Here is a 20,890-nt window from a genome sequence, read left to right on the forward strand (position 1 = left end):
GCGAAACCAAGAGGAGCCAAAGTGCCTATCTGTCAGACAGCTACGTTTCAGGTCCAAGCCGGTGCCGTCGAGCGGGTCAAAGCGGCTATCGAAGTATTCGTAGACTACGTCAAGGCGAACGAACCGGGAACCCGGCTCTATTCTGCTTGGCAGGACGCTGAGGATCCCACCAAGTTCTTCCACCTGTTCATCTTCGAAGACGAGAGAGCACACGAGGCCCACGGGAGATCCGCAGAGGTGGCGGCATTCGAAGCCGTCTACCAGCCTGTCCTCACTGCCGGTCCGGTGGTGTTCACCGACTACGCAATGGTTGCCAGCAACATCTAAGAACCCCCGCCCTGCTCCAGCAAGGTCAATGTGTCACGTTCCGGGCGACGGCACGGCGGTTTCGTTCAAAGTACCCGTTTCAACAGACCGCTCCGCGGTAGGTCAGCTGGCGACTTCCCACAAAAAGGGGGGCCGGCGGCGTCTGGGGTAGAGAGCCCCGAGCCCCGGGCTCCAGGGGCCCTCCCGCCGTCGGCCCCGTCCAATGCCGGTCCCGGAGGGACGGCCGGTTTGTCTCAAGCCGCGGATGTATGCCTGTATTAATTCAACATCTTTTCCGGCCCTGAGGCACGAGTGCCGCCTACTCGTTTTCCAGGTAGAGCCGGCCAAACACGCGGGCAGCCCTACGCATGCAACGCGTTCTCCAACTCTTTGTCCACCCGTGCCAGCTCGGCAAGAAGCCGGGTCAGCAGCTCGGTACCCGATTGGCCACAGCCCTTGCGCCCCAGATCCTCCAGTTCCTGGCATAGGGATGCAGCACCGGTGGCCCCGATACTGGCGGCGGAGCCCTTGAGTGTGTGGGCGGCTTGTTCGAGTGCGCCTCCGCCACCATCGTCCAATGCCTGATGAAGCGCGGCGACGCTGGTGGGGACGCCGCGGCGGAAGGCTCCGGCAGCTGAGGGCAAGAGACCGTGCCCGTCCGCCGGACCCAATTCACGAAGAACCGCGAGGCGTCCCGGATCAACAGCCGGCGCTTCAGCTTCGGGACTTACCCCGCGGGGAACCCACCGCTTCAGGGCTTCATCCAGGGCAACCAGATCGACCGGTTTGCTGAGGTAGTCGTCCATGCCGGCGGAGAGGCAGCGCTCGCGGTCTTCGTCCTGGGCTCCGGCTGTCATGGCGATGATGGGCAGGCGCGCGGAGCGGCTCTCCCGTGCCCGAATGCTCCTGGTGGCTTCGAAGCCGTCCATGACCGGCATATGGCAATCCATGAGCACTGCCGCGTAGGAGTGGGCGGCGATGGCGGAGACAGCCTCGGCGCCATCGGCAACCACCTCTGCTTGGTAGCCCAGCTTGGCAACCATTTCGCAGGCGACGAGCTGGTTCACCTCATTGTCCTCCACCACAAGGATCCGGCCCCGGGAAGGCCTGTCCGGCATCGGAGGCCGCGCCAGTGAGGACACTGGTTCGCTCGCCGGGTTGCCCGCCACCAGCCGCATAAGGCGGTCGTGGAGTTCTGAGCCGCGTACGGGTTTCGTGAGCCATTCGCTGATTCCGGCCTCAGTCATATCGGCCTTGGATACCTGGGACGCGGACGTCAGCATCATGAGCCGGATGCCGCGCAGGGCGGGGTCGCTGGAGAGCTCCCGGGCAAGCTCAAGGCCGTCCATGTCCGGCATGCACATGTCGAGCACTGCAACGTCGAAGGGTTGCCCGGAGGCGGCTGCCGTCCGGGATCGTTCGAGGGCCGTGCGCGCGTCCGCCACCGCGTCCGGCCGCAGTCCCCACGTGTTCAACTGCGATTCCAACACGAACCTATTGGTGGCATTGTCGTCGACCACCAGCACGCGCAGGCCCGTCAGTAGGCCCGGAACCGGAGGGGCGGAAAGGCGCCCGCGTTCCTTAGCCAGCGGCAACCGGATAGAGAACCAGAACGTGCTTCCCTCACCCGGGGTGCTGGTCACACCGATTTCCCCGCCCATCACTTCCGTCAGACGCCGGCATATGGCCAGCCCCAGTCCGGTTCCACCGTACCGACGCGTGGTGGAGGCGTCCGCTTGGGAGAACGAATCGAACAAGCGCAGATGATCCGCGGTATCGATGCCGATACCGGTATCACTGACCTCGAACCGCAGTAGCGCGGTTCTTGCGTCCTGGTCCGCGACGTTCACCCGGATGGCCACCTCACCGGACGCGGTGAACTTTACGGCGTTCGAAGCCAGGTTCAGCAGGATCTGCCGGATCCGGCCGGCATCACCGGCTAGCTGTGCGGGAACATCGGGATGGCAGTACGCGATGAGTTCCAGGCCCTTGCCCTGTGCGGCTTCGGCCAGGAGCCCGGCAACCTGATCCATCAGGTACTGCGGATCGAAGGAGGTGATGTCCAGGTCGATTTTCCCCGCCTCCAGCTTCGAGAAATCCAGGATGTCGTTGATCAGGGTCAACAAAGCTCCGGCAGCGGTCTGAACCCCTTCGGCGTATTTGCGTTGCGCTTCATCCAATGGTGTGTCCAGCAGAAGCGTAGTCAGGCCTATGACTCCGTTCATAGGTGTACGGATCTCATGGCTCATCGTCGCCAGGAACTCGGACTTCAACCTGCTCGATTCCAGGGCCGCCTCCTGGGCAGCCCGCAGCTCGGCTTCAGCGGCACGCCGCGCGGTGATGTCCTGCCCGATGGTCGCAATTCCGACCACTCCGTGTTCGCCGCGGATCGGGGAAACCGTCAAGGACACGGGCACGATAGACCCATCCTTTCGCACCCGGTCTGTCTCGAAACTACGGGCCTGTCCGCCATTCAGGACAGCGGCCAGCACCCCGTCCTCCGCCTGGAGGTGGTCCGGAATGAGGAGCCGGACGTTCTGCCCGGTCGCTTCAGCGGCAGTGTATCCGTACAGCTTTTTGGCCCCAGGGTTCCAGCTGGTGATGAGGCCCTCAGGCGTCATACCAATGATTGCGTCAGCCGAGGACTCAACGATGGCGGCCAGGCCCTCCACTTGGGCGAGCGCCTCCCGCGCCTGTTCCCGTGCGAGCTGGCGGGAAGTAACGTCGCGGAAACTCCAGACCCGTCCCACGATCTCATCCCCGACCAGTTGAGGCCGGGAATACCGCTCAAACGTCCGCCCGTCACGGAATTCCAACATATCCAGGCTCTCCGCCCCTGGATCGGCGTAGAGTTCCTGGACCTTGCCTATGAAGCCGTCGGGATCCGTGAGCTGATCCAGGACGAAAGCCAACAGCCGGCCGTCGTCGTGGGACTCCATAAGTTCCGCGGGGATGCCCCACAGCGCGGCGAACCGTTCGTTCGCCCCCGCAATCGTCCCATCTGCGGCGACAACCAGGATGCCGTCCGCTGTGGACTCCAGGGTGGCACTGAGTAAGGAGAGGGCATCACGGAGTTCCGCGTCAACGCGGCTGCGGTCACTTACTTCTCGGATGGAGGCGACGAGCTGCATGCCGGGTCCGACGCCGAGGGGAGCGAAGCTTACCTCAATGGGAAACTCGGTGCCGTCACGGTTACGGCCGAACAGTTTCAGGTCAGTCCCCACCCGGCGTATTCCCGGATCACTGGCAAAGAGGTCTCGAATGGTGCCACCGTGGCCCTTGAACCGCGCCGGAAGCAGCATCTCATAGTGCTTGCCAAGCAGCTGGCTACGCGAATAGCCGAAGAGCTGCTCTGTATAGGCATTGCCGAATGTGATCTGCCCGTCCTCGTCGATCACCAGCAAAGCGTCCGGCACGGCCTCAACGAGGCCACGATAAGAGTCGACGCGATCAAGCGGCCGCATTTCGTTCGTCATTTCGGCCCCCAGAGCTGAATAGTGACAAGCCCGCCCACATTCGCGGACGCCTGGGTGTGCCGGTGTGGCCCTCCCCACGGACAGATTATCCGGGAACCGACCCGAAAGCATCACAAAATTGCCATGTACTTCCGACGCCGTGGCGAGCCGCCGTACGTCGCAGCCCGGCGCCCCCCAGGGGTGTCGAAGATGCGATTCATCCGCCTCTTCACAGCCACCTCTGCCGCTTCGGGAAGGGGATCCGGTCCAGGTCGTTCGCGGCCACGACGGCGGCCCCGCCGGACCGCGTCCGTGCTTGCTCCTCGAGCAGGCTGACGTCTGTGTAACGTGACGAGAAATGGGTAAGGATGAGCATGCCCGCTTCGGCAGTGGCAGCCAATGCCCCCGCCTGCCCCGCGGTGAGGTGGCGGTACTGCGCGGCGAGGTCGCCGTCGTCGTCGCTGAAAGTGGACTCAGCCACGAGAAGGTCGGCACCCTCGGCGAGTTCCTCAGCGCCGGCGCATGGCGCCGTGTCCATCACGAAAGCGAAGCGCTGTCCGGGCCTAGGCACGCTCACGTCTTCCAAGCGCACGCCGCCCAGACTCCCATCCTGCTGCAGGAGGCTGACGTCCGATCCGGTAATCCCGGCCGCCGCAAGCCGCTCCGGAAGGAGGCTTCGGCCGTCAGGCTCGACAACCCTATAACCGTATGTCTCGATTCGATGGAGCAGCGGGCGCACCTCTACTCCTGCGGCAATAGGCCCGGCGCCCCCGTGCGGATGAAGCCGAAGGTCGATCCCGGGAGACGCAACGGCCACGAGGGCGCGGATCATGTCCTCGCCGGACGCGGGATAGTGCACGTGGATTGGATGCTCAACTCGGTCCAGGGCCATGCGCGAAAGCACGCCCGGCAGCCCGAAACAGTGGTCACCGTGGACATGGGTGATGCAGATACGCGTGATCTGGCTGGCCGAGACACCAGCTTGGATCATCTGCCGCTGGGTACCTTCTCCGGGGTCGAAGAGCAGGCCCTCGCCATCCCAATGGAGCACATATCCGTTGTGGTTGCGGGTCCTGGTTGGGACCTGGGAGGCGGTGCCAAGAACCACGAATTCACGCATGGAATTGAGTGTCTCACTACTTGGCGGCCACGCCCACCAGCTTGCGCGCCCCGTAGTGCCCTTGCCCGGCGACAGTCTTGGGAGGAAGATGTGCGGCAAACTCAGGAGGCCTTTAGTGACGCAGCTCGGCAAATTTGAGAAGTACCTCGTCGAGGAATTCTTCGACGACTACCGTGCCGGAGACATGTCCCACGGTGCGTTCATTCGTCGGGTGGCCTTCATTACCGGGAGCATGGCCGCAGCTTCTTCAGCGATGCTGCAGCTCGGCTGTACCACCGATGAAGTCCCGCAGAGCACCGATCCCATGCCGAGCCCAATGGCTTCGTCGGCCCGGCTGCCAAGGGATGCGGCCTCGGGCGCGATGGCCGGAGGGCCAGTTCCGGGGGCGAAGAGTCCGCTCTCCGTCCCGGAGGGCGCGTCCGGCCTCGTGACGGCCACTGTACGGTTCTCCGCGGGCGGAACCGAGATCAGCGCGTACCTCGCCAGGCCTGAGGGGGCCGATCCGGGACCGGCAGTGCTCATCTGCCATGAGAACCGCGGACTCACCCCGCATATCCAGGACGTCGCGCGCCGTTTTGCCAAGGCCGGTTACGTCGCCTTGGCGCCGGATCTCCTGAGCCGGGAGGGAGGCACGCAGAGCCTGGATGCCGACGCCGTCCCCGGAGCACTGACGCGGGCCGGAGCCGAGCGACACGTTTCCGACTTTTCCGCGGGCTTCGACTATCTCCGATCATTGGATTTCGTGGATGGCGAGCGGATCGCTATGAACGGCTACTGCTTTGGCGGTGGCATCACCTGGCAGGCCGCAACCGAAATACCCAGGCTGAAAGCCACAGCGGCCTTCTATGGCCCCGCACCCGACCTGGACAAGGTTCCATCCATCAAACCAGCCGTCTTTGGCGTCTATGCCGAACTCGACCAGCGCATCACCGGCGCAATGCCTGCACTTCGGGATGCGCTCGCAGCCACCGAGGTGCGCCACAAGCTGACGGTCTATCCCGACGTCGACCACGCCTTCCACAACGACACGAGCGAGCGTTACAACCAAGCCCAGGCCACTGCCGCCTGGCAGGACACGCTTTCATGGTTCGGTGAGTACGTCTGACCAGACACTATTGCGAAAGAATGTTCGCATGAGTGACCCGGGTGAGTTCATCGATGAGGCGCTACGCCGTGAGAGCTCTTGGATCCGTGCAGAGGAGGCGCAGACGCGCCTGGGAAAAGGGCTCCGCTACTACGGATCCTCGATCGGGGCCATCCGGGGAACGGTCCGCGACACCCTCCGCCGCTACCCGCAACTCGCGCACGACGAGGTCACCGCCTTGAGCTCGGAGTTATGGGAGCTTCCCGTTTTTGAGCGCCGCTTCGCGGCAATCGTCCTGCTGCAGTCCAACGTCCATCTGCTGATGAATACCGACCTGACACGTCTTGAGGGTTTTGCCCGCGAAGGAAGGCTGCGCGAACTGGTCGATCCGCTAGCGGTCGACGTGATCGGACCTTTGATTGCCGGGCTGGAAGGGCAGGCCAGGGCGCGGGCGGGCAGCGTTCTGGATCGTTGGGTGCGGGAGCCTGACGCGTGGCTGTGCCGCGCCGCCCTGATGTCACCGCTGAGGGAGCTCCGTGCCGGTGAAGGCGACTGGGACGCTTTTGTACGCCGCGCCACTGCGGGGCTCGACGCCGCCAGGGAGATGGGCGGTGAGGCGGAGGATATCAGGGAGGCGGTTTCCTCCGTGCTGGCTGAGGTTTCCAAGCGCCGGCCTGAGCTGAAATTCCCCTCCTCAGTCGCCTGACCCGGTCACCGGGGCGCCTGCGAGGCAGCCAGTTCTGCCTCAAGGAGTTCGATGCTCGGCAGGCTTGAAGCGAGCTCCTCTGGCAACGATTCAATGATTTTGCTCTGCCATTCCGAGACGCCTATGGGCAGGTTGATTCCCCGCAGCGCATACTCGGCCACCACGTTGTTTTTCTCTTTGCAAGCGACGAAGGGTGGTACCAGGGCAATGTTGCAAGCGGCGCTTGCAACATTGGGAACTCCGGCCAAGCTTGCGCAAAGTCTTCATGTATCGGAGGTTCCTTGGCGAGAATCCCTTGGATCCAGGAAACCGGGATTGTATGTCCGCTGCAAGTCGGGTGACGACTTTCGAGCCCCAGCCTTGCTCGGATTCCCGCTGTGCCAGCTGCCGGCCGATGGACCAATAGGAAGCGAGCAACGCCCTGTTCGCTGCAATTCGATGGGCCACCTGCAAGCTGTTCCCACCGCAGCCCAACACTCGTAATCTGATCCTGGGAGGTGGTTCCTGTGGAAGCAGCCCAGGGAGATCGGATCATCATTCATGGCAGAACCGTCGGGGCATCTGACCGGCACGGCGAGATTCTCGAAGTGCGCGGTGCCAATGGTGCGCCGCCGTACTTCGTGCGCTTTGACGACGGACACGAGACCATTCTGTATCCGGGTGGCGACTTCACCGTCGACCACACAAGAAGGGCGACCTAACCCCCGGATCGTCCGTCTTCACAGGTGAGAAAAGGTAAGGCCTCCGCCTTTGGCGGCGGTCCTCCTGGTCCTCGCCCTTTGCCGGGCTTGCTGTCTGCCTGGTCATTTGCCGTCGACGTCGGACGGCTGTGGCGCCAGAAGATACAGTGGTCTGAGTTCCACTACCGGACCGGCGAAAGGGCAGGCGTTGAGTATTGAACTTCCGGACCTTGCGGAAGGCGACTTCTACTACGAATCGCTCGGCGACGGGCGTTTTCGCTCCACCATTCACGCCCAGGGCGCCTGGAATCCGCATGAGCAGCACATGGCGCCGGCCTCGGGGATCCTGGCTGATGCCCTGCTACGCCATGAGCCGCGTGACGACGTCCGCCTGGCGCGCCTGAGCTACGAAATCCTGGGACTGATCCCGGGCGGGGAGTTCGAGATCACCACCAGCACGCTCCGCCCCGGCAGGACGATTGAACTGATCCAGGCGGAACTCTCGGCGGCGGGTCGCGTGGCGATCCGCGCCACCGCCTGGCGGATGGCGACCAGCGACACGAGTGCAGTGGCCGCGATAGAAGACGTGGCCATGCCGGCCCCGGATGAATGCAAACCTTGGGACGGTTCGAACGTGTGGCCCGGCGGCTACATCCGGTCCCTGGAAATGCGGATCGCGGAAGGACACCGGGCAGGCTCGGGCAAAGTCTGGATACGAACCGAGCACCCGCTGACTGATGCGGCCGACAGCCGCGATCTCGCGAGGCTCGTCGGTCTCGTGGACACTGCCAACGGCATTGCCGCCCGCGTTTCACCCGGCAAGAATAGCTACATCTTCCCCAACCTCGACCTCCAGGTCCACATGTACCGTGAACCCGCGGGGGAATGGCTGGGCTTGGACAACATGGTCTCCTTCGGCAACGACGGCATCGGCCTCACGTCCACAGTGCTCCACGACATCAGCGGCCCCTTCGGCCGGGCGGAGCAGATCCTCACGTTGAGGAAGAGCTGATGGCCGGAGAGCCGGCCAGAACCCGGAGCACGCTGACGGTGGTGCGACAGGAAGAATCGCTCGGCGTCGCTGACGATCTGGATTTCGGGATCGAGCTCCTGAACCGGGCCCGCCGAGGGCAGTTGGCGCCAACACTCCGTTTGTACCGGCCCCGCCCCACGGTGGCGTTCGGGCAACGCGACGCCAAACTACCGGGATTCCAAGCCGCATCCGAGGCCTGCAGGGACCTGGGGTTCGAACCACTGATCCGCAAGGCAGGGGGGCGGGCTGCGGCCTACCATCGCGGCACCCTGGTGATAGACCACGTTGAGCCGCACGCTGACGCCATTGCTGGAGCCAAGGCCCGTTTTTCATACTTTGGCGAGCTCCTCGCGGGTGCACTCCGTCGCGTTGGCGTCCAAGCCGCCGTCGGGGAGATTCCCGGCGAGTACTGCCCGGGGGAGTTCAGCGTGCACGGCTTGGACCCGGATTTTCCGGCACACCAGATCAAGCTCATCGGCACTGCCCAGAGGGTGGTCTCCGGGGGGTGGCTGTTCAGCTCGGTGATAATCGTCGAGAACTCGACTCCCATCCGTGAAGTCCTGACGGCGAGCTATGAAGCCCTCGGATTGGAATGGGACCCGGCCACCGCCGGCGCCGCCAATGACCTCTTGCCGCAGCTGGATGTCCCCACGGTGGAAGACGCCGTCGTCAAGGCTTACGCAGAATACGCGGAACTGATCGACGGCGATTTCCAGAGCCTGCTCCCTGTCACGAGCACCAGCACGCCGTTGTAGACGGATACCGCCAGGACTACGCTTGAGGCCACAACCACGTGGTCCCGGGCGTCGCCTTCCACCGGACCCGGGATGTGCCGCCCTCCTGAAGCGAGGTAGAGCAATGGACAAGAAGCCGCCTGTTGTCCACGATTCCGACGCGGACCTCACAGTCGGTCCGCCCAAACGATCCGCCGCGGGCCTGCCCAGCTTGGTTGAATCGTTGCCGCATTCTTTGGGCCAAATGGGCCCGTCCCGCATGTGGAAGTCCCTGCGCGCGTTGAACCAGAAAGACGGCTTCGACTGCATGAGTTGCGCGTGGCCCGATCCTCCAGAGCGGAAGCTGGCCGAGTTCTGCGAAAACGGTGCCAAGGCGGTCGGGTGGGAGGCGGATCCGCTCAAAGTTCCGTCCGCGTTCTGGGACGAGAACGACGTCGAATCCCTCGCCCAGCGCTCGGAATACTGGCTGGGACAGCAGGGGCGGCTGGTGGAACCAGTCTACAAACCGGCAGGTGCGAGCCACTACCGTCCCATCAGCTGGGACAACGCGTTCCGGATTGTGGCCCGTGAACTGAACGCGCTGGATTCGCCGGACGAAGCCACGTTCTACACGAGCGGACGGACGAGCAACGAAGCCGCGTTTGTCTACCAGCTCTTCGTGCGTGCCTTCGGGACCAACAACCTGCCCGATTGCTCCAACATGTGCCATGAGTCCACCGGTCTGGCCCTGGGGGAGACCCTTGGCGTGGGCAAGTCCGCCGTCACCTATACCGACTTCGCCAAGGCGGATTTGATCATCATCATGGGCCAGAATCCAGGGACCTGCCATCCCAGGATGCTCACGGCCTTGGAAGAGGCCAAGCTCGCAGGTGCCAGCATTGTCGCAGTGAACCCGCTTCCGGAGGCCGGGCTCATCAACTTCAAAAACCCGCAACGTCCTCGCGGCCTGGTAGGCAAAGGAACAGACCTGGCAGACCAGTTCCTGCAGATCCGCCTCGCAGGGGACATGGCGTTGCTGCAGGCTCTGTCCAAGCGCGTCTTGGAAGCAGAAGAAGCGGCACCTGGGGCCGTGCTGGACCACGCGTTCATCGAGGAACACTGCCAAGGGCTGGAAGAGTTCAAGGCACACATTGCATCCTTGGATGAACAGGACGTCCTTGCCGCAACTGGCCTGCGGACCGAGGAAATCGACGAGCTCGCGTCCCGCTACCTGCGTGCCGAAAGGGTCATCGTTACCTGGGCCATGGGCTTGACGCAGCACAAGAAGGCCGTGGCAACCATCAAGGAAATCGCCAACCTGCTCCTGCTCCGGGGGAATATCGGCAAACCCGGCGCAGGCCCGTCACCGATCCGGGGACACAGCAACGTCCAAGGCGACCGCACCATGGGTATTTGGGAGAAGATGCCCGAGCCGTTCCTCAACGCCTTGCAGCGGGAATTCGGATTCGACCCGCCGCGGCTGCCCGGCGCCGATTCCGTGGACAGCATCCGAGGCATGCGGGACGGTCGGATCAAGGTGCTGGTTGCACTCGGTGGAAACCTTGTGCACGCCATGTCGGACACCACCGCGGCTGAAGCCGCTGTTCGGAAGACCAAGTTGTCCGTCCAGATTTCCACGAAGCTCAACCGTTCCCACGCTGTAGTGGGAGAACAGGCGCTGATCCTGCCGACGATGGGCCGGACGGAAATAGACCGCCAGGCCAGCGGCGAGCAGTTTGTCACGGTGGAAGACACAGTCTGCGCTGTTCACCGTTCGGCGGGCAGGCTGGAGCCGATCTCGGACAAAGTCTTGTCCGAAGTGGCGATCGTCTGCCGCATGGCCCGCGCGGTACTCGGCGACAAAGTCACTGTTGATTGGCGAGGTTTTGAGGCGAACTACGATTCCGTCCGCGAACACATTTCACATGTGGTGCCGGGTTTCGAGAACTTCAACCAGAAGGCCCGGAGCCGCGACGGTTTCGTCCTGCCGCATGGTCCAAGGGACGAGCGGAAGTTCCCCACCGCCACCGGGAAAGCGATGTTCACCGTCAATGACCTTCAGACCATCCAGGTCCCGCCGGGGCGTCTGCTACTCCAGACAGTCCGCTCCCACGACCAATTCAACACGACCACCTACAGCATGAACGACCGCTACCGTGGCGTGAAGAAGGGCCGCCTGGTGCTTTTTGCCCACAGCGACGACCTGGCCGATCTTGGCCTCGCCGACGGCGGCTATGTGGACGTCCACAGCGAGGCCGACGACGGCGTGGACAGGGTCCTGCGCCAGCTGCGGTTGATCGCGTACCCCACAGCCCGTGGATGCGTGACGGCTTACTACCCGGAGGCGAATGTCCTGGTTCCGCTGGATTCAACCGCTGAAGGCAGCAACACGCCGGCCTCCAAGTCTGTGGTGGTGCGCCTGGAACCAGCCGCACCACCGGACTTCAGCGCCAGTGCCCACTAGCGTTCCCCAAAAGGGGCGACGTGCCTAGTGTCCCCGCGCGATCCATTCCTCAAGCTGGGGCGCCTCGGCTCCAACGGTGGTGGTACTGCCGTGGCCTGTCAGGACGACGGTGTTTACGGGCAACGTCAGGATCCTTGAGCGGATGGAGTCGATGATCGTGGGGAAATCGCTATAGGAACGCCCGGTGGCTCCCGGTCCGCCCTGGAACAGCGTGTCGCCACTGAAAAGGGTTCCTTCGCTTTCCAGATGGAAGGACACGGAACCGGGGGAGTGGCCCGGTGTGTGGATGGCCCTTAGCCGGGTACCGGCGACCTCAAAGATCTCGCCCTCGGTGATGTCGGCGTCGGGATCGGCATCAGGGTAAACCGCCTCCCATAGCATCCAGTCGTCACGGTGCAAGTGGATCGGCGCACGGACGATGTCCCGGAAAGCTCCCGCGGAGCGGATGTGGTCGTCGTGGCCATGCGTGAGGAGGATGGCTTTGACCGTGCGGTCACCGATTGCCGCCGTGATTGCGTCCGGTTGGTGCGCGGGATCGATCACGATGCACTCGGAGTCGTCTCCGACGATCCACACGTTGTTGTCCACATCCCACGTGCCGCCGTCCAACGAGAAGGTGCCGGAGGTGACTACGCGTTCAACGCGGACAGTCTTGGTTTGGTTGGTTAGCGATTCATTCGTCACAGTTCTACCACCGATCGAAGGACGGATCCCGAGTGCATCTTGTCGAAAGCGTCCTCTATATCGGCGATGCCGATCCGTTCCGTGACGAAGGCGTCCAGATCGAGCTTGCCCTGACGGTAGAGGCTGACGAGCATGGGGAAATCGCGGGAAGGCAGGCAGTCGCCGTACCAGGAGGATTTCAGGGAACCGCCCCGGCCGAAGACGTCCAGCAGCGGGAGTTCGAGCGTCATTTCCGGCGTCGGAACTCCCACCAGCACCACCGTGCCGGCGAGGTCGCGCGCGTAGAACGCTTGCTTGTACGTCTCGGGGCGGCCGACGGCGTCGATCACCACGTCCGCGCCAAAACCGCCGGTGAGTTCGCGGATCTGTTCAACGGGGTCTCCCTGCGAGGAGTCCACCACGTGCGTGGCGCCGAGTTCGCGTGCCCGGTCCAGCTTCTTGGCGTCAATGTCCACGGCAATGATGGTGGTGGCGCCGGCCAGGGCAGCCCCAGCGATGGCGGCCACGCCCACGCCGCCGCAGCCGATAACGGCCACCGAATCGCCGCGCTTCACGCCTCCGGTATTGATCGCAGCACCCAGCCCAGCCATCACGCCGCAGCCGAGCAGCCCGACGGCGGCAGCATCGGCGTCGGGGTCGACTTTGGTACATTGCCCGGCGGCGACGAGCGTCTTCTCGGCGAAGGCGCCGATGCCGAGCGCGGGGGAGAGGACGGTGCCGTCCTCGAGTGTCATTTTCTGCGTGGCGTTGTGCGTGTTGAAGCAGTATTGTGCCTGGCCACGGTTGCAGGCGCGGCAATTGCCGCAGACTGCCCGCCAGTTCAGGATCACGCGGTCACCGGGAACGATGTCCGTGACGTCCGGACCGACGGCGCTCACAACGCCGGTTGCCTCATGGCCGAGGAGGAAGGGGAAATCGTCGCTGATGCCGCCCAACTTGTAGTGCAGGTCTGTGTGGCACACGCCGCTGGTCAGGATGTCCACCAACGCTTCGCCCGGGCCCGGGTCCGGGACGAGGATTGTTTCGAGGGTTACGGGCGCGCCCTTCGAGCGGACAATTGCCCCTTTGACTGCGTGGACCATGGAAAACTCCCCTGTGAGGTTCGTGGACCGCGGACGTCGCGTCCGGGTCTGATCTCAAACTGTCTATCACAGGGGCTGGATCCGTGACTAGGGTTGTTGCGCTTTGCGCGGCATGTTGCGTACTGTGCTACGCCGCGAACTCGGAAGCCGGAGGGTGAGCTCCCCGCGAACTGGCAGCAGATCACCGTCCCCGTCGTTTCTCGGGGTATCTAGTGCCAGTTCGCGCGAAGACGGAGCAACTCAGGCGGCCAGCCGGGCCTCGACCTCGGCTGCCGAGGGGTTGGTGGCCGCGGTGCCGTCCGGGAACAGGACGGTGGGAACCGTCTGGTTGCCGCCGTTGAGCTTCTCCACGAGTTCGGCAGTGCCCTCGACCTCTTCGATGTTGATCTCGTTGTAGCCGATGCCCTTGGCGTCCAGCTGCTTCTTGAGGCGGTTGCAATAGCCGCACCAAGTGGTCGAGAACATGGTGATGGTGCCGGATTCGGGGGTGAAGTCCACGGATTTCTCCTGTCGTCTTTGTTGGAACTACTCGCGTCAACGGTAACCCGGCGGGCACTATTCCTCCGCGGGCATGTGTCACATGACACGCAAAGGGGGGGCTGGCCCAGACGGTGACCGTGCTGTTAAGTGTTCACGACATAGAAACGGCGCGGCGCATCGCAAGCGCCCGCCCGAAGAGAAGAAATCGGCGTGCGGTTCCTTAGGACCGTAGCTATCCGGTCCTAAAGTGACTCTTCGACGGCGACGCCGGACTGGAAGTCGCGGCCGTCAGCTTCACTGAACGCGGTCATGACGTGTCCCTTGCCAAGACCATTGATTGCAGAGAGGGGGAAATGGCCCGTGATGGTATTCCCGGAGTGTTCAACGCCCTTAAGGTCGTAGTTCTCTTCGGCGCTTTGGTCGTGGTTGAAGGAGAAGAACGCGATCGCTTCCCCGTTCATGAACTCGATGCCCAATCTTCGTTGAGAGGAATAGTCCGGAGTCGCCGCGACCAAGCCCACGACATAGGCGCCGGAACCAGGGATGTTGCCCTCGATCTCGAACTTGGCCACGAGCGTGGCTTCCGTGGCGGTAATGCTGGCCTGCTTCAGAAGTGCCTCATGGGTGCTCATGGCTCAATCCTGCTCTGTGCGACTCCCGCCGTCCACCCCTGATTCGGGTTTTGTCGAAGCCGTTTCGCCGACCCGATCTGATCAGGCACATGGCCAAAATCGGCCTTGACCAGCCGGGAGACTTGCCGATACAGGTACCGGCAGTGCCTCCCTCGCGGGCAGGAAGGCTTCTAGGGTAGAGGACGTGGATCACCGGAATGAAAACAAGCAGCGTTTGATCGTCCCCTCGGCAGCGCTCTTGTGGGGGCTCCAATTCGCCTTCCTCAACCCCGCGCTGGCGCTCCTGCTGGTGGCCCTGTTCAATGCCACCCCCGCAGAGGTGGGCTGGGTTCTTGCCGTCTACAATGCCGCCGGCTTCGTGGCCTCCCTCCTCGTGCCGGCTTATGCAGACCGCGCAAAGGACTATCTGCGACCCCTGTTGGCTTGCGGCATCCTGACCTTGGCCTTGTCCGCCCTCTTGGCGGTGAGCACTTCGCTGCCGCTCGCCGTCGTAGGCTTGATCGTCCTCGGAGGGCCAGCCGGGGTGGGTAGTTCGCTCCTGTTCGCACATCTGAAACATTCAGGTGCCGGAGCCGCAGACGTCATGAACACCCGCGCGATCGTTTCCTTCGCTTGGGTGGCAGGGCCGCCCCTGGCGACGTTCGTCATGGGTGCGCTGGGCAATCGAGCCATCCTGCTCGCGCTCGGGGCGGTGGCAGTTCTCAATGTCGCCACGACCGCCGCCATGATTTCCCGACGGCGGGCCGCTCCCGTTGAGGCCCGGGCCAAGAGTGACGACCCCGACGACGGGCAACTGTTCTCAAAAGCGGGGGTCGCCGCCGTCGTCCTCGGCTTTATCGCGCTGCAGGCCACCAACAGTGCCGCCGTGTCGATCATGGGCTTGTTCGTGACGCAAGGACTCGGCGTGGACGTCATCTGGGCGGGCATCGCGCTGGGCGTCTCGGCTGCACTTGAGATCCCCGCGCTCTTCCTGATCGGGCGGCTGGCCCGCCGCTTTTCGAGCCGGGCGCTCATTGCTTCCGGATGCATCGCCGGAATCGCCTACTACGCGGCCATGGCCTTTGTCTCCAACCCTGCCACGCTGATTGCGCTCCAGGTTCTGAATGCCTGGTTCTTTGGGATTGTGGCGGGAGTGGGGTTGACGTTGTTCCAGCGGCTGATTCCCCGTCCGGGCTTGGCCTCGGGCTTGTACACCAACACCAGGCGCCTCGGCGCTATCGTCTCCGGCCCGATCATCGTTTTCGGTTCGACGACGGCGCTCGGCTACCAGGGCGTCTTCGCGGCTTGCGCGGCCCTCACGGTCCTAGCGCTGCTCGTTATTGTGTTGGCCGGGCGGGCGCCCAGGCGAGTGCCTCCGAAGGAACGTCTCGCCGCCGCATCAGCAGGGCAAGCATCGGGTGCTCGTCTTGACGCTATCGATGGAGCCTGGTAGCCCGCAGGGCGATGCCTACGGCGAACATTAGGACGCCCACGCCCGCCGATAGCGGGGGGAGGGTGGCTACCAGGACCACGCAAGCCAAGGCCCCGAACACTTGGAGTGCTTTGGGGTATCGCCGGTCTGCGGGCGGCTGGGTAAAGGCGGCAATATTGGCGACCAAATAGTAGATGAGCACGCCGAACGAGGAGAAACCGATCGCACCGCGCACATCGGCGACGGCGACAACCACGCAGATCACAGCGGCCAGTGCGACTTCGGCCCTGTGCGGGACGCGATAGCGCGGATGGACGGCGGCGAGCCAATGAGGCAGATCATGGTGCCGGGCCATGGCCAGCGTGGTCCGGCCCAATCCGGCGATGAGTGCCAGCAGGGCGCCCAAGGCGGCGACAGCGGCTCCCGCGCGGACCACTGGAACGGCCCAAGACAAGGTTCCGTTTTCGACGGCGGCGGCGAGCGGTGTTGGTGTACCAGCCACGCCGTCCGGGCCGAGGGCTGCGAGAAGGGTCACCGCAATGATGGCGTACAGAATTACTGTGATCCCCAAGGCGATCCCGATGGCGCGCGGGATTGAGCGCCGGGGGTCACGGACCTCCTCTCCCATGGTTGCGATCCTCGCATAGCCCGCGAAGGCGAAGAACAGCAGCCCGGCGGACTGGAGAATCCCGTACCAGCCGTGTGCAAGCAACCCGTCCCCAAGAACGTTTGCCGGCGCGGCAGCAGAACCGCCCCAGCAGGCCGCCACAGCAATGGCGAGGGCCGCCAGAACGGCGAGAACCAGAATGCGGGTCAGGCCGGCCGTGCGCGTCACGCCGTGATAGTTCACGGCGGCAAGGACGACGACGGCGGCGATCGCCACGGGACGCTCCCACCCCGCTGGGGCAGCATAGGCGGCGAAGGTCATGGCCATGGCCGCTGCGCTGGCGGTCTTACCGATCACGAAGCCCCACCCGGCCAAGTATCCGGACCACGGTCCCAGCCGCTCACGCCCGTAAATATAGGTTCCGCCCGACGTCGGGTATGCGGCGGCGAGCTGGGCGGAAGACGTCGCGTTGCAGAATGCCACAGCAGCCGCGACCACAAGCCCAATCAGCAGTCCTGATCCTGCGGCGGAAGCGGCCGGGGTGAAGGCCGCGAATACGCCGGCGCCAATCATGGAGCCCAAACCGATCACGACCGCGTCAAAGGTACCCAGCCGACGGGCCAGGGCCTGCGGGTTGCTCATGGGGTTCTCCTTCGGCGCTCAAACCCAGCCTAAGTCCTGGGGTCCTCCCCGAAATGCACGACGCAGTCGGGGCTGGTAGGAACGCTTAAGATTTCCCCGCGATAGTCAGGACGATGAGGACACAGTTGAGGCCGACGATGAGTGCCGCACTGGTCCACCCGGCAATCTTCAATACTGTTGAATCTGCGTGGATGCCCATGACTTCGCGCTTGCCAGTGAGCCGAATCAGCGGAATCAAGGCGAAAGGAATCCCGAAGCTGAGGAGGACCTGGCTCAATACGAGTGCCAATGTGGGTTCTATTCCGGCTCCGAGAATGATCAAGGCCGGGATCAACGTGATGACCCGGCGGAGCAGGAGTGGCACACGGATCTTGAGGAGGCCACCCATCACTGTTGCTCCGGCGTAGCATCCAACGGACGTCGAGGCCAGGCCCGAGGCTAGCAGGCCGACGCCAAAAGCGACTCCAATGATTGGACCAAGCGCCGAGGTGACTGCGGCATGGGCTCCTGCGATGGTGTCAGTGCCTTCGACTCCCCGCAGGCTGGAGGCAGCCAAAAGGAGCATGGCGATGTTCACAACCCCTGCCAGCATCAACGCCCCCGCGACATCCACCCGGGTTGCCCTGATGAGTTTTGTCCGCACGGCCGGATCTTGGGAGAAGCCATGCCTGTCACGCGCCAGGGCGGAATGAAGGTAGATGGCGTGCGGCATGACGGTGGCACCGAGCATGCTGGCCGCGAGGAGGACTGTGTCCGTGCCTTCGAAGCGCGGCACCAAACCTGCCAACACGCCTCCGGTCTCCGGCGGACTGACGAAGAGTCCCGAAACGAAACCGACGGCGATGACCGCCAACAGCATCATGATGGCGTATTCGAAGGACTTTTGGCCCCGTGACGACTGGAGGGCCAAGAGCATCATGGATGCCAGCCCGATGATGAAACCACCCATGAGAAGCGGCAGCCCGAAGAGGAGGTTGAGTGCTACGGCTCCGCCGATGACTTCAGCCATGTCAGTAGCCCCGGCAACGACTTCTGCCTGGACCCAAAACAGCCTGCGGCGGTGTGTTCCCAGCCGCTTACCGAGGAGTTCGGGAAGGCTGTGGCCCGTGGCCAAACCTAGTTTCGCCGACTGGTACTGCACCAAGACAGCCATGATGTTTGCTGCAACCAAGACCCATACGAGCAAGTAGCCGTAGTTCGCACCGGCAGTCAGATTTGCCGCGACATTTCCCGGATCCACGTAGGCGATCGCGGCCACGAAAGCTGGTCCCAACAAAAGCAGCCGGGACCGCCACCGGGGCTTGCTCGCCGGTTGCATCGCAAGAGTCGTGGCCATGGGTTCCTCAACATCGGGGATACGAACATGATGAGGATACCGTTAAGTTAGGCGTGCCGAAAAGTAGTTTTTAGGTATAGCTTGAGAATGCGCTTCTCACGCGTGGGTTGGTTCTTCGACGAGGGCGGTGGCGATGCTGTCAGCATCCTCAAGTGCAGCCAAATACCGCTCTGCATCCAAAGCAGCCGCGCAGCCTGTGCCGGCGGCCGTAATGGCTTGGCGGTAGCGGTGGTCCACCGCGTCACCGCAGGCAAAGACCCCGGAAAGATTGGTGACCGTGGTGGGGGTGTCAACCTTGATGTAGCCTTCGGCGTCGAGATCCACCTGGCCTGCAACAAGGTCAGTCCGAGGGACATGTCCAATGGCCACGAATATGCCCGTAGCCGCATGTTCGCGCGTTTCACCGGTGCGGGTATCAGCCAGGGTCACGCCGGTGACCTTGGCCTCGCCGTGGATGGCGGTGACGGCAGAGTTCCAGGCGAAGCGGATTTTCGGATTGTCCTTGGCCCGCTGGGCCATGATCCGCGAGGCTCGGAGCTCTTCCCTGCGGACGACGACGGTCACGGTCTTCGCGAACCGGGTCAAGAACGTTGCCTCTTCCATGGCCGAATCGCCTCCGCCCACCACGACAATGTCCTGCTCGCGGAAGAAGAAGCCATCGCACGTGGCGCACCAGGAGACGCCATGCCCGCTGAGTCTCTTCTCCTCCGGCAAGCCAAGCTCCTTGTAGGCGGAGCCGGTCGCAAGGATCACGGCCAGTGCCTTGTGGGAATCGCCAGACCCGGTGACCACGCGCTTCAGGTGCCCTGCCAGTTGGACTTCAGTGACGTCGTCGAACACTATCCTGGCGCCGAAGCGCTCGGCCTGCTCCTGCAGGCCATCCATGAGTTCGGGGCCCTGGATGCCGGCAGGAAAACCGGGAAAATTCTCCACATCCGTAGTGTTCATCAGCGCGCCGCCAGCGGTGACCGATCCGGCAAGGACCACGGGATTCAGGCCCGCCCGGGCTGCGTAGATTGCCGCAGTGTAGCCGGCTGGACCGGATCCGATGATGATCAACTGTTCTTTGCTCATGGGGGCTCCTGATGTGTCAATATTGCGGCGAGGACGGCGGCCGGGGGCGAAGTAGCGTCTGAGGACCCAGCGGGCCGCATAGACAAGTGCAACAAGGACTGGGACTTCAATCAAGGGCCCGTCAGTCCAAGTGCATAATGGGTGAATGTCTAGCGAAGCCGGAGCCGTCCTGATCCGGCCCATGAGTCCTGAGAATTGGCCCGAGGTCCGTGCGATTTTTACCGAGGGCATCGAGACCGGGCAGGCCACCTTCGAGGTGGCTGCCCCGGAGTGGGAACAATTCAACGCAAGCCGCCTTCCGGATCACCGCTTCGTCGCCGAAGTATCCGGTCACGTGTTGGGTTGGACGGCCGTTTCTGCGGTGTCAGCCCGCCCGGCTTATGCCGGCGTCGTCGAACACTCCGTCTATGTCGCCGGGTCTGCGCGTGGGCGGGGCGTCGGAAGCCTGCTCCTGCAAGCTCTGGCTTCGTCGACCGAACGGCATGGCATCTGGACCATCCAATCCAGCATTTTCCCCGAAAATCAGGCCAGCATCCGCCTTCACCAAGCGAATGGCTTCACCATCGTTGGCCGGCGTGAGCGCATCGCGCGCATGAACGCGGGGCCCCTGGCCGGCCAATGGCAGGATACGCTGCTGCTTGAGCGGCGCTCGCGCCGGGTCTGAAGCGGCGAGTCCGTGCACGGCGCCATTTGGTACAGGACGCGCTTTGTACGGTTCAAACCCCGCGCGTCAGTCTTGTTGTGCGCGGATGACAAAGTGTTCAACGCGACGGTCCGGAACCAGCCAGATAAGCGCCACCACAGTGTAGGCGGCGACGGCAAGCAATGGATGCACGAAGCAGAGGCCAAGACCGGCCAAATAGATGAGGGGCGACGTCTTTCCCTTCCAGTCCCGGCCAAGCGCCTGGGCGAGAGCCCCCTGCCGCCCCTGCTGACGGATCAACGCCTGCTGCAGGACGAAGTAGGCAATGGCGGCGAAGAGCAGGTTGAACCCGTATGCCAGCACGGGGACCTCCATGAACCCCGATTCATCCATCCAACGTGTGCTGAACGGGAAGAGCGATAACCAGAACAACAGGTGCAGATTTGCCCAGAGTATCCCGCCGTTGACTCGATCGGCCAAGTGGATCAGGTGGTGGTGATTGTTCCAATAGATCCCCACGTAGACGAAGCTGAGCAGGTAGCTAAGGAATGTCGGGAGGACACTCAGCAGGCCGGTCCAGGTTGGTTCCGGGGGTACCCGCAGTTCGAGCACCATGATGGTGATGACAATGGCGAGGACGCCGTCACTGAATGCCTCGAGCCGGTTCTTGTTCATCGGGTTGCCTTCATGGGGACATCATCGTTGGTGCGGACTCCCGTGGCCAAGAGATGCTCGCGG

Annotated in this window: 21 protein-coding genes; 9 read left to right on the forward strand and 12 right to left on the reverse strand. The window is 63.5% G+C overall.

What is annotated here, in order from left to right:
* Nucleotides 1–21: 21 nt before the first annotated feature.
* A complete protein-coding gene (locus AC3ANQ_RS10510) occupies nt 22–327 on the forward strand; it encodes a putative quinol monooxygenase (protein WP_488305002.1) in 306 nt (101 codons plus the stop codon).
* A 341-nt stretch (nt 328–668) separates the two neighbouring features.
* Here the strand turns inward: AC3ANQ_RS10510 and AC3ANQ_RS10515 are convergent, their stop codons facing one another.
* Nucleotides 669–3,782, reverse strand: a complete 3,114-nt coding sequence (locus AC3ANQ_RS10515; RefSeq protein WP_488305003.1) for a PAS domain S-box protein — start codon at nt 3,780–3,782, stop codon at nt 669–671.
* 208 nt (nt 3,783–3,990) lie between these two features.
* A complete protein-coding gene (locus AC3ANQ_RS10520) occupies nt 3,991–4,881 on the reverse strand; it encodes a ribonuclease Z (protein ID WP_488305004.1) in 891 nt (296 codons plus the stop codon).
* Between the two features lie 115 nt (nt 4,882–4,996).
* On the opposite strand from AC3ANQ_RS10520, the gene AC3ANQ_RS10525 reads away from it, so the two are divergent.
* Nucleotides 4,997–5,986: a dienelactone hydrolase family protein gene (locus tag AC3ANQ_RS10525; protein ID WP_488305005.1), complete on the forward strand. Its 990-nt coding sequence runs from the start codon at nt 4,997–4,999 to the stop codon at nt 5,984–5,986.
* Nucleotides 5,987–6,014: 28 nt separating this feature from the next.
* A complete protein-coding gene (locus AC3ANQ_RS10530; RefSeq protein ID WP_488305006.1) occupies nt 6,015–6,671 on the forward strand; it encodes a DNA alkylation repair protein in 657 nt (218 codons plus the stop codon).
* A gap of 5 nt (nt 6,672–6,676) precedes the next feature.
* Here the strand turns inward: AC3ANQ_RS10530 and AC3ANQ_RS10535 are convergent, their stop codons facing one another.
* Both AC3ANQ_RS10535 and AC3ANQ_RS10540 read right to left on the reverse strand, forming a co-directional pair.
* Complete coding sequence (locus AC3ANQ_RS10535) at nt 6,677–6,835, reverse strand: hypothetical protein (protein WP_488305007.1); 159 nt, start codon at nt 6,833–6,835, stop codon at nt 6,677–6,679.
* Nucleotides 6,762–7,148, reverse strand: a complete 387-nt coding sequence (locus AC3ANQ_RS10540; protein ID WP_488305008.1) for a DUF1016 N-terminal domain-containing protein — start codon at nt 7,146–7,148, stop codon at nt 6,762–6,764. The genes AC3ANQ_RS10535 and AC3ANQ_RS10540 overlap by 74 nt, the downstream gene beginning before the upstream one ends.
* A gap of 29 nt (nt 7,149–7,177) precedes the next feature.
* Here AC3ANQ_RS10540 and AC3ANQ_RS10545 point away from each other — a divergent pair, with 29 nt between their 5' ends.
* The 4 genes from AC3ANQ_RS10545 to AC3ANQ_RS10560 all read left to right on the forward strand — a co-directional run bounded on the left by AC3ANQ_RS10545 (nt 7,178) and on the right by AC3ANQ_RS10560 (nt 11,561).
* Complete coding sequence (locus AC3ANQ_RS10545; RefSeq protein ID WP_488305009.1) at nt 7,178–7,372, forward strand: DUF1918 domain-containing protein; 195 nt, start codon at nt 7,178–7,180, stop codon at nt 7,370–7,372.
* A 187-nt stretch (nt 7,373–7,559) separates the two neighbouring features.
* A complete protein-coding gene (locus AC3ANQ_RS10550) occupies nt 7,560–8,363 on the forward strand; it encodes a thioesterase family protein (protein ID WP_488305010.1) in 804 nt (267 codons plus the stop codon).
* The gene (locus AC3ANQ_RS10555; protein ID WP_488305011.1) at nt 8,363–9,139 is read left to right on the forward strand and encodes a lipoate--protein ligase family protein; all 777 of its coding nucleotides are present in this window, start codon (nt 8,363–8,365) and stop codon (nt 9,137–9,139) included. The genes AC3ANQ_RS10550 and AC3ANQ_RS10555 overlap by 1 nt, the downstream gene beginning before the upstream one ends.
* A 103-nt stretch (nt 9,140–9,242) precedes the next feature.
* Complete coding sequence (locus tag AC3ANQ_RS10560) at nt 9,243–11,561, forward strand: FdhF/YdeP family oxidoreductase (protein ID WP_488305012.1); 2,319 nt, start codon at nt 9,243–9,245, stop codon at nt 11,559–11,561.
* 24 nt (nt 11,562–11,585) lie between these two features.
* Here AC3ANQ_RS10560 and AC3ANQ_RS10565 read toward each other — a convergent pair whose 3' ends face one another.
* The 4 genes from AC3ANQ_RS10565 to AC3ANQ_RS10580 form a co-directional block, all read right to left on the reverse strand.
* Nucleotides 11,586–12,245, reverse strand: a complete 660-nt coding sequence (locus tag AC3ANQ_RS10565) for an MBL fold metallo-hydrolase (protein WP_488305013.1) — start codon at nt 12,243–12,245, stop codon at nt 11,586–11,588.
* Complete coding sequence (locus AC3ANQ_RS10570) at nt 12,242–13,327, reverse strand: S-(hydroxymethyl)mycothiol dehydrogenase (RefSeq protein ID WP_265977624.1); 1,086 nt, start codon at nt 13,325–13,327, stop codon at nt 12,242–12,244. The genes AC3ANQ_RS10565 and AC3ANQ_RS10570 overlap by 4 nt, the downstream gene beginning before the upstream one ends.
* A 240-nt stretch (nt 13,328–13,567) precedes the next feature.
* Nucleotides 13,568–13,825 (reverse strand): mycoredoxin, encoded by a 258-nt coding sequence (locus AC3ANQ_RS10575; RefSeq protein ID WP_059389319.1) that lies wholly within the window; start codon nt 13,823–13,825, stop codon nt 13,568–13,570.
* A 224-nt stretch (nt 13,826–14,049) separates the two neighbouring features.
* Nucleotides 14,050–14,439, reverse strand: coding sequence for a hypothetical protein (locus tag AC3ANQ_RS10580; RefSeq protein WP_488305014.1), 390 nt, complete (start codon nt 14,437–14,439; stop codon nt 14,050–14,052).
* A 184-nt stretch (nt 14,440–14,623) separates the two neighbouring features.
* On the opposite strand from AC3ANQ_RS10580, the gene AC3ANQ_RS10585 reads away from it, so the two are divergent.
* Nucleotides 14,624–15,871, forward strand: a complete 1,248-nt coding sequence (locus AC3ANQ_RS10585; protein WP_488305015.1) for an MFS transporter — start codon at nt 14,624–14,626, stop codon at nt 15,869–15,871.
* Here the strand turns inward: AC3ANQ_RS10585 and AC3ANQ_RS10590 are convergent.
* The 3 genes from AC3ANQ_RS10590 to trxB form a co-directional block, all read right to left on the reverse strand.
* Entirely contained in the window at nt 15,852–17,099 is a 1,248-nt protein-coding gene (locus AC3ANQ_RS10590; protein ID WP_488305016.1) for an APC family permease, read from the reverse strand. The two genes, AC3ANQ_RS10585 and AC3ANQ_RS10590, sit on opposite strands and share 20 nt — an antisense overlap.
* An 85-nt stretch (nt 17,100–17,184) precedes the next feature.
* A complete protein-coding gene (locus AC3ANQ_RS10595; RefSeq protein ID WP_488305017.1) occupies nt 17,185–18,435 on the reverse strand; it encodes an Nramp family divalent metal transporter in 1,251 nt (416 codons plus the stop codon).
* Between the two features lie 96 nt (nt 18,436–18,531).
* A complete protein-coding gene (gene trxB, locus AC3ANQ_RS10600) occupies nt 18,532–19,509 on the reverse strand; it encodes a thioredoxin-disulfide reductase (protein WP_488305018.1) in 978 nt (325 codons plus the stop codon).
* A gap of 145 nt (nt 19,510–19,654) precedes the next feature.
* On the opposite strand from trxB, the gene AC3ANQ_RS10605 reads away from it, so the two are divergent.
* Nucleotides 19,655–20,173 carry a GNAT family N-acetyltransferase gene (locus AC3ANQ_RS10605; RefSeq protein WP_488305019.1) on the forward strand — a complete coding sequence of 173 codons (519 nt, stop codon included), beginning with the start codon at nt 19,655–19,657 and terminating at the stop codon, nt 20,171–20,173.
* A gap of 66 nt (nt 20,174–20,239) precedes the next feature.
* On the opposite strand, the gene AC3ANQ_RS10610 is transcribed toward AC3ANQ_RS10605, so the two are convergent.
* Nucleotides 20,240–20,827 carry a TMEM175 family protein gene (locus AC3ANQ_RS10610; RefSeq protein ID WP_488305020.1) on the reverse strand — a complete coding sequence of 196 codons (588 nt, stop codon included), beginning with the start codon at nt 20,825–20,827 and terminating at the stop codon, nt 20,240–20,242.
* Between the last annotated feature and the right edge of the window lie 63 nt (nt 20,828–20,890).

The sequence above is a fragment of the Arthrobacter sp. DMZ02-1R genome (assembly GCF_057747935.1).

Coding starts and splice junctions, on each gene's coding strand:
- AC3ANQ_RS10515 (WP_488305003.1), bottom strand. CDS start 3,782: ATGACGAACGAAATGCGGCCGCTTGATCGCGTCGACTCTTATCGTGGC.
- AC3ANQ_RS10520 (WP_488305004.1), bottom strand. CDS start 4,881: ATGCGTGAATTCGTGGTTCTTGGCACCGCCTCCCAGGTCCCAACCAGG.
- AC3ANQ_RS10530 (WP_488305006.1), top strand. CDS start 6,015: ATGAGTGACCCGGGTGAGTTCATCGATGAGGCGCTACGCCGTGAGAGC.
- AC3ANQ_RS10555 (WP_488305011.1), top strand. CDS start 8,363: ATGGCCGGAGAGCCGGCCAGAACCCGGAGCACGCTGACGGTGGTGCGA.
- AC3ANQ_RS10560 (WP_488305012.1), top strand. CDS start 9,243: ATGGACAAGAAGCCGCCTGTTGTCCACGATTCCGACGCGGACCTCACA.
- AC3ANQ_RS10570 (WP_265977624.1), bottom strand. CDS start 13,327: ATGGTCCACGCAGTCAAAGGGGCAATTGTCCGCTCGAAGGGCGCGCCC.
- AC3ANQ_RS10580 (WP_488305014.1), bottom strand. CDS start 14,439: ATGAGCACCCATGAGGCACTTCTGAAGCAGGCCAGCATTACCGCCACG.
- AC3ANQ_RS10590 (WP_488305016.1), bottom strand. CDS start 17,099: ATGAGCAACCCGCAGGCCCTGGCCCGTCGGCTGGGTACCTTTGACGCG.
- AC3ANQ_RS10595 (WP_488305017.1), bottom strand. CDS start 18,435: ATGGCCACGACTCTTGCGATGCAACCGGCGAGCAAGCCCCGGTGGCGG.
- trxB (WP_488305018.1), bottom strand. CDS start 19,509: ATGAGCAAAGAACAGTTGATCATCATCGGATCCGGTCCAGCCGGCTAC.
- AC3ANQ_RS10605 (WP_488305019.1), top strand. CDS start 19,655: ATGTCTAGCGAAGCCGGAGCCGTCCTGATCCGGCCCATGAGTCCTGAG.
- AC3ANQ_RS10610 (WP_488305020.1), bottom strand. CDS start 20,827: ATGAACAAGAACCGGCTCGAGGCATTCAGTGACGGCGTCCTCGCCATT.